General features: G+C 72.6%; 11 protein-coding genes and 1 pseudogene. 3 read left to right on the forward strand and 9 right to left on the reverse strand.

Annotated features, from left to right (window positions below; genetic code table 11):
- Window positions 1–15: 15 nt before the first annotated feature.
- Together ACZ6TI_RS14510 and ACZ6TI_RS14515 are read right to left on the reverse strand one after the other, a co-directional pair.
- A complete protein-coding gene (locus ACZ6TI_RS14510) occupies window positions 16–894 on the reverse strand; it encodes a tetratricopeptide repeat protein (RefSeq protein ID WP_465345513.1) in 879 nt (292 codons plus the stop codon).
- Entirely contained in the window at window positions 891–1,322 is a 432-nt protein-coding gene (locus tag ACZ6TI_RS14515; protein ID WP_465345514.1) for a hypothetical protein, read from the reverse strand. The genes ACZ6TI_RS14510 and ACZ6TI_RS14515 overlap by 4 nt, the downstream gene beginning before the upstream one ends.
- A gap of 56 nt (window positions 1,323–1,378) precedes the next feature.
- Between ACZ6TI_RS14515 and ACZ6TI_RS14520 the strand changes: the two genes are divergently transcribed.
- Together ACZ6TI_RS14520 and ACZ6TI_RS14525 are read left to right on the forward strand one after the other, a co-directional pair.
- Complete coding sequence (locus tag ACZ6TI_RS14520) at window positions 1,379–2,620, forward strand: AAA family ATPase (RefSeq protein WP_465345515.1); 1,242 nt, start codon at window positions 1,379–1,381, stop codon at window positions 2,618–2,620.
- A 34-nt stretch (window positions 2,621–2,654) separates the two neighbouring features.
- Entirely contained in the window at window positions 2,655–3,110 is a 456-nt protein-coding gene (locus ACZ6TI_RS14525; protein WP_465345516.1) for an NADPH-dependent FMN reductase, read from the forward strand.
- Window positions 3,111–3,117: 7 nt separating this feature from the next.
- Here the strand turns inward: ACZ6TI_RS14525 and ACZ6TI_RS14530 are convergent, their stop codons facing one another.
- Genes ACZ6TI_RS14530 through ACZ6TI_RS14545 form a run of 4 tightly spaced genes read right to left on the reverse strand, consistent with a single transcriptional unit; the run spans window position 3,118 to window position 7,292 of the window.
- Window positions 3,118–4,107, reverse strand: a complete 990-nt coding sequence (locus tag ACZ6TI_RS14530) for a sugar phosphate isomerase/epimerase family protein (protein ID WP_465345517.1) — start codon at window positions 4,105–4,107, stop codon at window positions 3,118–3,120.
- Window positions 4,104–5,486 carry an FGGY family carbohydrate kinase gene (locus tag ACZ6TI_RS14535; protein WP_465345518.1) on the reverse strand — a complete coding sequence of 461 codons (1,383 nt, stop codon included), beginning with the start codon at window positions 5,484–5,486 and terminating at the stop codon, window positions 4,104–4,106. Before ACZ6TI_RS14535 ends, ACZ6TI_RS14530 begins: the two co-directional genes overlap by 4 nt.
- Entirely contained in the window at window positions 5,479–6,414 is a 936-nt protein-coding gene (locus tag ACZ6TI_RS14540; RefSeq protein WP_465345519.1) for a transketolase family protein, read from the reverse strand. The genes ACZ6TI_RS14535 and ACZ6TI_RS14540 overlap by 8 nt, the downstream gene beginning before the upstream one ends.
- The gene (locus ACZ6TI_RS14545) at window positions 6,411–7,292 is read right to left on the reverse strand and encodes a transketolase (RefSeq protein WP_465345520.1); all 882 of its coding nucleotides are present in this window, start codon (window positions 7,290–7,292) and stop codon (window positions 6,411–6,413) included. Before ACZ6TI_RS14545 ends, ACZ6TI_RS14540 begins: the two co-directional genes overlap by 4 nt.
- Before the next feature lie 192 nt (window positions 7,293–7,484).
- On the opposite strand from ACZ6TI_RS14545, the pseudogene ACZ6TI_RS14550 reads away from it, so the two are divergent.
- Window positions 7,485–7,652 (forward strand): annotated as a pseudogene (locus ACZ6TI_RS14550) (FxsA family protein); the annotation flags it as partial.
- Window positions 7,653–7,733: 81 nt separating this feature from the next.
- On the opposite strand, the gene ACZ6TI_RS14555 reads toward ACZ6TI_RS14550, so the two are convergent.
- The 3 genes from ACZ6TI_RS14555 to ACZ6TI_RS14565 all read right to left on the reverse strand — a co-directional run bounded on the left by ACZ6TI_RS14555 (window position 7,734) and on the right by ACZ6TI_RS14565 (window position 13,415).
- On the reverse strand, window positions 7,734–8,072 hold the full coding sequence (locus ACZ6TI_RS14555) for an RNA polymerase-binding protein RbpA (RefSeq protein ID WP_465345521.1): 339 nt from the start codon (window positions 8,070–8,072) through the stop codon (window positions 7,734–7,736).
- A gap of 767 nt (window positions 8,073–8,839) precedes the next feature.
- Window positions 8,840–10,171, reverse strand: coding sequence for a coiled-coil domain-containing protein (locus tag ACZ6TI_RS14560; protein ID WP_465345522.1), 1,332 nt, complete (start codon window positions 10,169–10,171; stop codon window positions 8,840–8,842).
- A gap of 520 nt (window positions 10,172–10,691) precedes the next feature.
- Window positions 10,692–13,415 (reverse strand): hybrid sensor histidine kinase/response regulator, encoded by a 2,724-nt coding sequence (locus tag ACZ6TI_RS14565; protein ID WP_465345523.1) that lies wholly within the window; start codon window positions 13,413–13,415, stop codon window positions 10,692–10,694.
- Window positions 13,416–13,425 lie beyond the last annotated feature (10 nt).

The following is a 13,425-nucleotide window of genomic DNA, read 5'->3' on the forward strand; positions in this document are numbered from 1 at the left end:
AGTAACTGTGGACGGTCAGCGCCAGCGCCGGCGCATCCACCGGCGGACCAGCGGCGGCACCACCCAGGAGTAGACGCAGAAGAGCAGCCACACCACGGCGAAGGCGGCCGCGAGCGCGGGCAGGCCGAGCAGGCGTAGGCCGTAGATCACCACGATGGCCGCGATCCAGGTCTTCAGTGGACCGAACCGGATCACCGGGCGGATCGGCAGCATCAGCGGGTGGTTGGCGATCCGCATCTCCAGAGCGGACTCCGCGAACGCCTGCTCGCCGGGCGCCCCGGCGGCGGCCTGGCGCATCCCGTCATAGGCCGGGCCGACCTGGCCGCGGGCCGCGCTGGTGCTGCCGAGCAGGGCGTGCGCCGCCGGGTCCTCCGGGAACGCCGCCACGAACTCGCGACTGATCCGCTGCGCCTCCCGGTCGTCGCCGCGGGCGTAGGCCACCTGCACTCGGGCCGCATAGACGCCTGGCGAGTGCGGATCGAGGGCCGCCGCGCGGTCCACCAGCTTGGCGGCCTTCTCCACCTGGTTGTCGGCCAGGCACAACCTCGCGTACGCACACAGCAGATCCGGATCCTGCGGCGCCATCGCCAGCCCGTCCAGGAACGCCCGCTCGGCCACCTCGAGACGGCCCATCTCCTGCTCGGCCCGGCCCAGCATGCGCAGCAGATCGGGGTCGGGCCCGCCCTCACCGAGCCCGGCCCGCACCGCCTCGGCGGCCTCCGGGTAGCGCTCCAGCTGCAGCAACGCGAAGCCGCGCAGCCGGGCCGCCTCGGGGCTGATCGACTCGGCGGTGGGCAACGCGGCCAGCTCGGTCAGCGCCTGCTCCGGCCGGTGCGCCATCAGCAGGGCACGGGCCCGCGCGAAGACCGGCGACGCGGTCGGCTCCGAGCTCACCGGATCACCGCGAAGATGACCGCGGCCTCCAGGAAGCCCAGCCCGAGGAACGCGGCGAACCCCGGCCCGACCAGGCTGGCGGGTTCGCCGTCGGCATAGGTGTAGGCCCGGAACGGTCGCCGCTGGACGGCGATGACCACCAGCCAGACCAGCGCGCCGGCGATCGCGCCGGTGAGCCGCAGCGCGTTGTTGCCCTCGGCGGTCGCGGAGACCGCCAGCCGCGCGCCGAAGGCGACCAGCCCGGCCGCCGCGATCAGCGCCAGCCTGCCGCCCGGCAGCCGCAGCCGCCGCCCGTTGAGCACGCCCAGCGTGGCCGCCGCCAGCGGGCCGCCGAAGAACGCCGGGTAGAAGATCGACTCGGGCCGCCACGGCCGTTTCCCGGAAACCGGACGTTCCCGGACAGTCGGGCTGAACAGGTCGTCAGACATCGGTGGTTCCCGTCTCGTCGATCGGCGGCGGCGCGGGCACAGCATAATGGCGTGCCATGAGCAGTTCTCTGATCGAGAGCATGACAGCAGCGGTCGAGGCGAGTCCGCGGGACCTGCCGCTGCGGCGGCACCTGGCGGAGCTGCTCATCGCGGCCGGGCGCGGTCCCGAAGCGGTCACCCACCTGGCCGTGGCGCTGCAGTCCGAGCCGGCCCACCCGGAGACCCAGGCGATGATGGCCCGCGCGCTCGGCACCCCGCCCCGTCTTGAAGAAGAGGTCGTCGACGAGCGGGAAGTGTCGCCGAAGCCGGCCAACGGGATGGACTGGCGGGCCTACGAGCAGGAGTTCGACGGCAGCATCCCGCCGCGCTTCGCCCGCGGCGACGACGAGCCCGAGCCGATCGCCGGCGACGAGGACCGGGTCGTCGACATCGAGACGTCCGGCATCCGGCTCGCCGACGTCGGCGGCATGAAGGACGTCAAGAAGCGCCTCGAGCTCGCGTTCCTGGCCCCTCTCAAAAACGAGAAACTCCGCACCCTGTACGGCAAGAGCCTGCGTGGCGGCCTGTTGCTCTACGGCCCGCCCGGCTGCGGCAAGACGTTCCTGGCGCGCGCGGTGGCCGGTGAGATGGGCGCCCGGTTCGCCACCGTGTCGCTGGTCGACGTGCTGAACATGTGGATCGGTCAGTCCGAGCGCAACCTGCACGAGATCTTCAACGCGGCCCGCCGCAACGCCCCGTGCGTGCTGTTCCTGGACGAGGTGGACGCGCTCGGCCACAAGCGCAGCCAGATGCAGTCGTCGGCGATGCGCACCCTCGGCAACCAGCTGCTGGCCGAGCTGGACGGCATGGAGGGCACCAACGAGGGCGTCTTCGTGCTGGCCGCCACCAACGCGCCGTGGGACGTCGACCCGGCGCTGCGCCGCCCCGGCCGGCTGGACCGCACCGTGCTGGTGGTGCCGCCGGACGCCGAGGCCCGCGCCGCGATCCTCGAGGTGCACCTGCGCGAGCGCCCGATCGCGAACGTCGACCTGAAGCGCCTGGCCGCCGCCACCGACAAGTATTCCGGCGCCGACCTGGCCCACCTCTGCGAGACCGCGGCGGAGTACGCCATGCACGAGTCGATCACCTCCGGCCGGGTCCGGATGATCGAGCAGCGTGACCTGGAGGCGGCATTGCAGGAGGTGAAGCCGTCCACCGGCCCGTGGATGACCACCGCCCGCAACGTGGCGATGTTCGCCAACGAGGACGGCGCCTACGCCGATCTCGCCAAGTACCTGAAGAAGAACAAGCTCCTCTAGGCGCCAATCCCCACCATGCGGATAGGATATCGGCATGACTGTGGTGGTGCTTTCCGGAAATCCGCGTCCCGGCTCACGCACGCGGCTGCTCGCGGTCGAGGCCGCCCGGGTGCTGACCGGCGCCGAGCCGGCCGTGGTGGACGTCGCCGAGCTCGGGCCGGGGCTGCTCACGCCCGGTGACGAGGCCACCGCGGCGGCGGTGCGGTCCGTGCGCGGAGCGAGCCGGCTCATCGTGGCGACGCCGACGTACAAGGGCGCGTACACCGGGATCCTGAAGGTCTTGTTCGATCTCTTCCCGGCCGGGGGACTCGAGGGCGTGGAGGCCGTGCCGGTGGTCACCGCGGGCACCCGAGAGCAGGCCGAGCAGGCCGCCGGGCACCTGCGGGCGCTGCTCGGTGAGCTGGGCGCGACGCAACCCGGGCCCGGTCTGCTGGTGACCGAGCCCGAGCTGGCCGACATCCCGGCCGCCGCCAAACGCATCCTGGGGTAGCGGCGCCCTAATCCTTGTCGAGCGAGCCGAAGAGCGCGTCCTGCACGGTCCGCTGCGCCGCCATCGCGTCCTGCCGCTCCTGCGCGGCGAGCAGCGTGTCGACGTCCAGCCGGTCCAGCGCGCGGTGGATCATCTTGAGCATCCGGATCGCGGTGTTCGCGGCGTCCACGCTGTCCTCGCGGAACGGGAACTGGTCGAGCTGCCAGACGCCCTCCCAGTTGTTCTGCCGCAGCACGTGGAAGAACTCGAAGATCTCGGTCAGGTGCACGGTGCCGACCACCAGGTCGTCGTCCCAGCCGCGCAGGTTGTCGTTGACGTCCATGCCGAAGAGCCGGCCGTGGTCGATGATCAGCTGGGCGGCGTCCGCGGGCGACTCGCCGCCATAGAGGCTGTGCCCGAAGTCGAGCAGGACGCCGACGTTGTCCAGGCCGATCTGCTCGATGCCGAGCAGGGTGCGGGCGGCCGAGTCCCAGGTCATCTTCACCCGGGGCTCGCGCGGCTTGTACTCGATCGCGAATTTGAGGTCGGGGTGCGCGCCGGCCAGGTCCCGCATGCCGTCCACCGCGAGCTTCCACAACTGCCGGTGGTTCACCTGGAACGGGTAGTCCCAGCCGTCCTGGCCGGGCCAGATCTTCACGTAGTCGGCGCCGAGCTCGCGGACGATCCCGGCGGCCTCGTGCATCAGGTCCAGCGCGGCGGTGCGGGCGGCCGGGTCCGGGTTGGTGAACGCGCCCCGGCTGAACTTGCGCAGGTAGATCTCCGGGGTGATGCCGATCGCGGTCAGCCCCTCGGCGGCCAGCGCGTCCTTCACCTCGCCGAGCCCGACGCCCGGGGTGAACGGATAGTTCAGGTCGACCACGGAAAGGTCCCGCACCTGGCCGGCCAGCTTGATGGCGTCCAGTGTGGTGCGGGCCGGGCCGTAGCCGTCGCTCGCGTACCGGTCGACGTAGGTGGCGAAGTGCCAGAGGCCCGCGCCGAATCGTGGGTAGTCGGTCATTCTCGGTCAGCTCCTAACGCGCGGTGGACCGCGGCCCGCCACGAGGCGCGGCGGGCGGTTCGGTCGTCCCGGTCGAGACCGGGGACGAATTCGTCGTAGTGGACGGCGGGGGAGACCCAGGGTGCGGCCAGGTGGGCCGCGCCCAAGGCGGAGAGATTTCCGGTACGCGCCCGGAGCACCGGCACCCCGGCCAGATCGGCCTGGATCTGCATGAGTTGATCGTTCGCGCTCGCGCCACCGTCGGCGAGCACCCGCTCGACCGCCGGCATCTCGTCGAGCACGTCGGCCACCTGCTGGGCGGTCGACTCCAGCGCGGCCCGGGCCAGTTGCCCCGGACCGCTGCCGAGCGTCAGCCCGGTGATCAGCCCCTCGGCGGCGTCATCCCACCAGGGCGCGGCCAGACCGCCGAACGCCGGCACCAGGTGCACGCCGTCGCTCTCCACGTCGCGTGCGAGGTCTGCCACCCCGGCCGGGGTGATCCCGAGCAGGCCGGCCAGCCAGGCGACGGTGGCGCCGGTGGAGCGGATGTTGCCCTCCGCGGCGAGCCGGTCGTTCCAGGCGATGGTGAGACAGAGGTCGGTGCGGTCGTCCGGCAGCAGGCCCATCACCGAGGAGCCGGTGCCGTAGGTGACCTTCGCGCCGGACGCCGCCCGGTCTCCGTGCGCGTAGAGGGCGGCGTGCGAGTCGCCGAGGATCGCCCGGATCGGCAGCCCGGCCAGGACGCCGCCGGTCGCGCCGATCACGCCCAGGTCGCCGTCGGACGGCGTCACCTCGGGCAGCGCCGAGGCGGGGATGCCGAAGAGGTCCAGCAGCCGGGGCGAGAAGGCGCCGGCGCGGACGTCCAGCAGCTGGGTGCGGGACGCGTTGCCGATCTCGATCGCGTGCGCGCCGGTCAGGGCGTACCGGAGGAAGGTGTCGACCGTGCCCACCGCCGAGCCGGGCGCGCGATCCAGGAGCCAGCGCAGCTTGGCCGCGCTGAACATCGGGTCCAGCGGCAGGCCGCTGATCGCGGCGATCTCCGCCGCGTGCCCTTTCTCGCGCAGCACGTCGCAGATGTCCCGGGAGCGCTGGTCCTGCCAGCCCAGCACCGGGCCGGTCGGGAGGCCGGTGGCCGGGTCCCAGGCCAGCGCCGACTCGCGCTGGGTGCTCAGCCCGACCGCGACGACCGTGGCCCGGTCGACGCCGGCCAGGCAGGCTTCGGCGGCGTGCAGCACGCTCGCCAGGATGTCGCCGGCGTCCTGCTCGACCCAGCCCGGCCTGGGATAGGCGATCGCGACCGGCGCCGAGCCGTCGGCCACCACCCGGCCGTCCTCGCCGACCAGCAGGCACTTGGTCGAACTGGTGCCCTGGTCGATCGCCAGGACCAGCCGCTCAGGCATCGGCCCGGGTCAGGCCCGCCGCCGCGGCGCGGATGTTCCCCGCCGTGAGTCCGAAGTGTTCCAGCAGGTAGGCCGTGGTGCCGGTGGGCGCGAACTCGCGCGGGATGCCCAGCATGCGCATCGGCACCGGGGCCGGCTCGGTCACCACGATCGACGCCACCGCGGCGCCCAGCCCGCCGGTCGTGGTCGCTTCCTCGGCGGTGACGATGGCGCCGGTCTCGCGGGCCGCGCGCCGGACCGCCTCCTCGTCCAGCGGCGCGATGGTGGACATGTTGAGCACCCGGATCGAGATGCCGTCGGCGGCGGCCTCCTCGGCGGCCTGCAGCGCGCGGGAGACCATCGTGCCGGTGGCCACCACGGTCACGTCCGTGCCGTCCCGCAGCTGCGCGGCCACGCCGAAACTGAAGCCGTTGCTGACCGCGGGCACCTTGAACCGGCCGACCCGCAGGAACACCGGGGTGGCCGCGCCGGCCGCCCAGCGCACCGCGGCCCGGGTCTCGTCCGGGTCGGCGGGCACCACGATGCCCAGCCCGGCGATCGCCCGCAGCCACGAGAGGTCCTCGATGGAGTGGTGCGTCGGGCCCAGCTCGCCATAGGCCATGCCGGGGCTCATCCCGCACAACACCACCGGCGACTGGCTGTACGCCACGTCCGCCTTGATCTGCTCCAGCGCGCGCCCGGTGAGGAACGGCGCGGCGGCGCAGACGAACGGCACGTACCCGCTCAGCGCGAGCCCGGCCCCGATGCCGACCATGTCCTGCTCGGCGATGCCGACGTTGATCATCCGGTCCGGGAACTCGGCGGCGAACGCGCCCAGGTTGCTGGATCCCACCGAGTCGTTGCAGACCGCCACGATTCGCTCGTCCTCGCGGGCCAGCTTGATCAGCTCGTCGGCGAAGGCCACACGGCAGTCGAACAGCTCGCTCATCGGGCCAGCTCCACCAGGGCGTCGCTGATCTGCTCGGCGGTCGGCACCTTGTGGTGCCACTCGACGCGGTCCTCCATGAACGAGACGCCCCTTCCCTTGGTGGTGTTGGCGATGACGCACAGCGGCCGTTCGCCGCGCGGCGCGGTGAACGCCGCCAGCAGCGCCACGTGGTCGTGCCCGTCCAGCTCGGTCACGTCCCAGCCGAACGCGCGGAACTTGTCGTCCAGCGGGTCCAGCCCGTTGGTGGTCTCGGTGCGGGCGCCCTGCTGCAGGCGGTTGCGGTCGACCACCGCGGTCAGGTTCGCCAGGCGGCGGTGCCCGGCCGTCATCGCGGCCTCCCAGTTGCTGCCTTCCTGGAGCTCGCCGTCGCCGAGGACCACGTACACGTGCCGGGCGGAACCGGACAGCCGGGCCGCCACCGCCATGCCGACCGAGACCGGCAGGCCGTGGCCGAGCGGCCCGGTGTTGGTCTCCACGCCCGGCACCTTCACCCGGTTGGGGTGGCCGTTGAGCGGGGAGAGCGGGCCGGCGAAGGTCGCCAGCTCCGCGGTGGGGAAGAAGCCCGCCGCCGCGAGCGTGGTGTAGAGCGCGCCGGCGGTGTGGCCCTTGCTGAGCACGAACCGGTCGCGGTCCGGCCAGTCCGGCTTCTCCGGGTCGATCCGCAGCACGCCGAAATAGAGCGTGGTGAGGATGTCCAGGACGGACATGTCGCCGCCGACGTGCCCGAGTCCGGCCCGGCCGACCATCTGCAGGTCGGTGCCGCGCGACTGGTTGGCCCGGCGGCGCAGCATCTCGCGGCGGTCCTCGGGTGCGGCCTCGGTGAGCTCCGCGCGGAACTGCTGCCAGGCGGCTGCGGCGCGAGGGTCGGCGACGAGCATGGATGTCCTCTCGGGTCGGTGCGGTGGGGGGGGGGCCCCGCCCCCCCCCCGCAAGCACGAAACCACCCCCCCACAACCGTCTCAACCCTCTTCTTCTTTTTTCTGCCCCCCCCCCCCCCCCCCCCCCCCCCCCCCCCCCCCCCCCCTCCCCCCCCCCCCCACCCCCCCCCCCCCCCCCCCCCCCCCCCCCCCGCCGAGCGGTCGGTGTCGTCCGCGGTGGCCGGCGACCTGTTCGGCCCGCGCCGGGTGCGCGTCCGCCGCGGCGACCCGATGCCGGAGACCACTCCCGCCGCCACGGTCCCGCACCAGCCCGCGGAGATCGTCGACGGCGAGGTCGTCGAGGGCGAAATCGTCCGCTGACGCTGCGACATGCGAAAACGCCGCCCCGGGATCTCTCCGGGGCGGCGTTTCCTGTTCGGTGCCGGTGATGCGGCCGGTGGGTCAGCGACCCCGGCGGGTGCGCACCTCTTCGAGCCGTTCGTTGAGGATGTCCTCCAGCTCCGAGATCGACCGCCGCTCCAGCAGCATGTCCCAGTGCGTGCGCGGAGGCTTCGCCTTCTTGGCCTCCGGCTCGTTCCCGTCCACCAGGCGTGCGACGCTGCCGTCGAACTTGCACTCCCAGGTCATCGGGACCTCGGCGTCAACGGCGAACGGCACCTCGAACTGGTGGCCCTTCACGCACAGGTATTCGCGGGTCTGCCGGGGAGCCAGCTCGGTGTTGCGGTCGGACTCGTAGCTGACTGCGCCTAGACGGCTGCCGCGCAGCATGCGTTCGCCCATGATCGGCTTTCCCCTCGCTCGTGGTGCTGCTCTCGTTGGTCTAACGAAAGGGACGGTCGGGAGATTCCAGCGACGCGCCCGTGCTGAGTCTCGTGTGTCGGCGGTGTTAACGCTTACGAGCGTAGCGGCCCGCGACGCCCCACTGTCATTCCGCGACCGCCCCGAAGTGGACCTTGATCCACTTTACGCCCCTTTGGGCGGTCTCCACATCTTGCGATTTTGGTCACCATCCACCCGGAGAAACGCATGAGAGGCGTAGGTTCGGGCGCTTCCGTGTGTTACCCGTCGGCGAGTCGCCCTAAGCGGACCTCCCGGGCGCGTCGCGCCCGCCGATCACCATCATCAGGCTCGGCCGGCCGCCTGCGCAAAGTCCGGCATCCTGGGCTGGTCGGTCTTCCCTTGGGGTAGGCCCGGCCTTTCGCCCAAAGTCTCGCGCCGAGGGTCGGGGCTGAGTGTGGGTGGGCGCGCTCCGGTCGGTCTTGTTGGGGGTGAGTCCGGGCTTGCGCAAGGTTCGCGTCGAGGGCCGGGGCTAGGAGCCGGTGTGCGTGCTCCGATCGATCTTCCGGTGGGATGGGCCCGAGTGCAGGCGCGAGGTTCTCGTCGCGGGCCTGGGTTCGATGGTGGTGTGCGCTCCGATCGGCCTTTCATCGGGGTGGGCCTGGCCTTTGCGCAAGATTCGCGTCCGACGCCCGGGCGCAACGCCGGTGCGCGCCCTGCGATCGCTTGTCTCGGTCGCTTGCGCGAGGTCGGTGGCGCTGCCGTCGAAGCTAGGCACGGCGGTCGGCGGACGCCCGCGGTGCCGGAGTGCTCCCGGCTGCTTCGCGGGCTGGGCCGCCGAGGGCGGCCAGCGCGGCGGCAAGGTCGCCGATCTGCGAGGAGAGCTGCGTGGCGCGGTCGTTGGCCGCGTCCGCCTCGGCGCGGGCCGTGGTCAGGCGCCGCTCGAGGTCGGCGATATCCCGGGCCGAGGCCTTCCGGTCGCGCTCGGCGGTCGCTTCAAGATCACCGACGGTACGCCGCAGACGCTCCCGTTCCCGCCCCTCGTCGTCGGCGGCTTTCCGCAGCTCGTCCAGTTCCCGCACGGCGGTGGCGGCGTCCTTGCGGGCCACCTCGGCGTCGGCACGAGCGGCGTCCAGTGCCTGCTCGGCAACCCGAGCGGCCTGGCCGGCGGCGATCGCCGCACGCTCAGAGTCATCCGCATCGCGCCGCGCGTTCTCAACATCGCGCCGCGCGGTTTCGGCCTCGTGCTTGGCATTCTCGGCGTCCCGGCGGGCGGCCACGGCCTCGCCGCGCACCGCCTCGATCTCGGCCCTTGCCGTCGTCAAACTCTCGGTGGCCGCATCCCGGTCGGCCTCAGCTCGGGTCCGCGCCGCCTCGGCCGCGGTGGCGGCCCGCAGCGCCTCGTCCGCCTCCACCCGCGCCTGCCGCACGTCAGCGGCTGCCGCCTCCGTCGCGGCACGCGCTTCCGCGTTCGCTGCCTCCACCGCGGTTCGTGCTTCCGCGTTCGCTGCCTCCACCGCGGCCCGTGCTTCCGCGGTAGCCGCCTGCACCAGGACCTGAGCCTCGGCCTCGGCCTGCTGCACCGCCTGACGGGCGTCGGCCACGGTCTCGTCGGCGAGCCGCCGGGCCTGCGCCGCAGCCTCGTCGGCCGCCTCCGCCCGGCCGCGGGCCTCGTCCCGCTCGACCAGGGCGGCCGACGCGCGCTGGTTGGCCAGTGCGGTGGCCTCCGCGGCCTGGTCGGCTTCGCGGCGGGCTTCGTCCCGGTCGGCGTGCGCGGCGGCGACCACCCGCGACGTCTCGGCGCGGACATCGGCCATCTGGCGCTCGACGCCGGCCGGGGACATCTCCTCGTGCAGGGCCTCGGTGAGCGTGCCGACCAGCTGGTCGAGCCGGTCGACGGCTTCCCAGGTGCGGGCCACCTCTCCGGCCAGGCCGGGGGAGGCGCGGTGCCGCATCCGCACGTTGCGCGAGGCGCGCTGGCACTCGCCGTCGTTGTCCCGGCAATAGCGGAAGGGCCGTCCCGCCGAGGCCCGCTGCGGCACCGGACGTCCGCAGTGCGCGCAGGGCCGGGTCTCCGCGAGCGTGGCGACAGTCTCATCCATCGCTCCAGAACCTAATCCCGCCCGCCCCGCCGACGCCCCCGCCACGCCCAAGGCAACGAACATCCTAGGACGCTCTACGCGACGTGCGCCAGGTCGCTCGGCGCGGGCCAAGAACAAGCAGGAATCAACGACGACCCACCAAGGCTTTGCCGCGACCAATGAGGCGAAGGTCGAGCTTGGAAGGAGCAACGACGACCTGCCGTGTCGGCTGGGCGAAGGTCGAGCTGTGAAACAGATCCAGGACGACCTGCCATGGCCGGCCAGGTGAAAGTCAGGCAGCGAAGCGATCTCCGACGATCCGCCGCGGCCAGCCAGGCGGAGGTCAGGCTGGGAAGGAGCCAGCGACTACCGGCCGTGGCCAGCCAGACGGGCGGCCAGCCGGGGAAGCAGTCCATGACGACCTGCTGTGGGCCGGCCAGGCGGAGGTCAGTCGGGGAAGCAATCCGCGAACCACCCGCCGTGGCCGGCCAGGCGGAGATCAGTCGGGGGAGCAGTCAAACGACGACCCGCCGGGTGGGGGTCAGGCTGTGGTCTGGGCCTCTTGTAGGCGCTCGGCTGCCCGGTCGAGCTCGAGGTGCAGGGTGCGCAGGTCGTCGCCGACGCCGGTGTGCAGGCGGCCTGCGCGGGCCTCGTCCTCGATGCGGGCGCACACTTCCTGCACGGCGGCGGCGCCGATGTTGCCGGCTGCGCCCCTGAGGGTGTGCGCCTCGTCCTCCACGTCGGTCAGGGAGCCGGCCCGGAAGGCGTCGTCCAGGGCCGCCACGTGTCTCGGGGCGCGGTCCAGGAACGAGTCGACCAGCCGGCGCACCAGGGCGCGTTCGGGCTCGGTGCCGTCTCCGGCCAATTCGTGCAGACGGCGTTCGATCGGGTCGGCCGCCGTGCGTACCGGGAAGGGGCGGGTCGGCGGCGAGCCGGCGCCGATCCACCTGGCCAGCGTCTGATCCAGTTCGGCGGGGTTGACGGGTTTGGCCAGGTAGTCGTCCATGCCGGCGGCGAGGCAGCGGTCCTGGTCGGCGACCAGCGCGCTGGCGGTCATCGCGATGATCGGGGTGTGTTTCGTGCCGGCCTCGCGGCGGCGGATCTCGTCCGTCGCGGTGAAGCCGTCCATCCGGGGCATCCGGCAGTCCATCAGGATCGCGTCGTAGTCGCGGCGGGCGGACATCTCGCAGGCCTCGACGCCGTCGCCCGCCACATCCGCGCGATAGCCGAGGCTGGACAGGATGCCGGTGGCCACCATCTGGTTGATGTCGTTGTCCTCGACCAGCAGGATCGTGCCGCGGCCGGCCGGTGTCGCGACCGGCTTGGTGGCGACCGGCACCGGTACGACGGCCGCCATGCTCTTGGCGAGCAGGTCGTAGAGCGCCGACCGGTGCACCGGCTTGGGCAGGTAGGTGGGCGTGCCGGCGCCGTCGTCCCCGGCCGGGGCGTTCTCGTTGAGCACGATGATGTGCACCGGCGGGATGTCCGGGTCGTCGGTGACCAGGCGGGCCAGGCCGGTGGTGTCGACGTCGCCGGGGTCGGCGTCGAGGAGCAGCAGGTCGTAGGGGCGGCCGTGCGCGGCGGCATCACGCAGGGTGCGCAGGGCGGCGGCCGCGGTGTCACTGGTCGTGACGGCCATCTGCCAGCGGCGCAGGTCCTCCTCCAGTTCCTGCCGGTCGGGGCCGGTGCCGGCGATCAGGATGCGCAGGCCGCTGCCCGCGGCGGGGGTGCCGCAGGTGGAGCCGGTGGCGGTCTCGAACGGGATCTCGCACCAGAAGGTGCTGCCCTGGCCGGGTTCGCTGTCGACGCCGATGGTGCCGCCCATCGCCTCGGTGAGCTGCCGGCTGATGGCCAGGCCGAGGCCGGTGCCGCCGTACGTGCGGGTGGTCGACGCGTCGGCCTGGGTGAACGGTTCGAACAGCCGCTCGGCGTCCTCCGGCGGGATGCCGATGCCGGTGTCGGTGACCTCGAAGCGCACCACGACCGCGTCGGCGCCGGGCCGGGTGACGACCGGGTCGGCGCGCAGCGTGACGCTGCCCCGACCGGTGAACTTGACCGCGTTGCCGGCCAGGTTGATCAGGATCTGCCGGACCCGGCCGCCGTCGCCGCGGACCATCACCGGCAGGTCGGCGCCGCGGCGGGTGACGAGCGCGAGGCCCTTCTCGTCGGCGGACGGCGCGATCAGTGCGGCGGTGTCGGCGAGCACCGCGGCGAGGTCGAAGTCGTGCTCGTCGAGGACGATCTTCCCGGCCTCGATCTTGGAGAAGTCGAGGATGTCGTTGATGACGCCGAGCAGGGCGTTGCCGGCGGTGTGGATGCCGGTGGCGTAGCGGCGCTGGCCGGCGTCGAGTTCGGTGCTCATCAGCAGGCTGGCCAGGCCGAGGACGCCGTTCATCGGGGTTCGGATCTCGTGGCTCATGGTGGCCAGGAATTCGCTCTTGACCCGGCTCTGGGCGAGCGCCTCGTCCCGGGATTTCTCGGCCTCCAGGGTGGCTTCGCGCAGGTCGGTGACGTCGAGGGAGACGCCGCAGACCGCGTAGAGCTCGCCGTGGGCGTCGTGCAGCGGGAACTTGTTGCTCTCGTAGATCCGCCCGCGGCTGTCGGTTTCCTCGACGTGGATGGGGCCGTTGTGGGCGCGGGCGTCGGCGGCCCGCCAGACGGCGCCGAGCACCGGGTCGACGACGTCGTCGGTCTGTCCGATGATCTGGCCGGGTTCGAGGCTGAAGGCCCGCTCGAACGTGGTGTTCGCGAGCAGGTAGCGGCCGTCCAGGTCCTTGACGTAGATGAGCGACTGGCTGTTGGCGATGATCGCGCCGAGCATGGCGGCCTGGGCGTCGCGTTCGGCTTCGGCCTCGGCGCGGCCCTCGGAGACGCGTTCGCGCAGCTCGATGTCGTGCCGGCGCTGTTCGGCGCCGGCGTCCACGAACAGGGCGCCGGTGCCGCCGAGCAGCACGCCGTAGCCGCGGCGCAGGGTCCAGTAGTAGATGCCGACCAGTGCGGTGAGGACGTCCCAGACGGCAGTGGGCCAGAGGCTCCAGCCGGCCACGTGGTGCATGCCGAGCTGGTCGTAGCCGGCCCGCCAGTACATGGCGGCGTGGAAGGCGTGGCCGACGGCGCAGCTGAAGAAGATCAGCGCGGTGGCGACGGCGAGGCGGTTGGTGCGCAGCTGTCCCGCGCGCACCACCGGCACCAGGATCGCCATGCAGATCGCCGAGTATGCGACGGCGATGACGACGTTGCCGGCCAGTGCCCATTGCTGCGCCACGCAAACCTGA

It is taken from the genome of Actinoplanes sp. NPDC051388 (assembly GCF_055586225.1).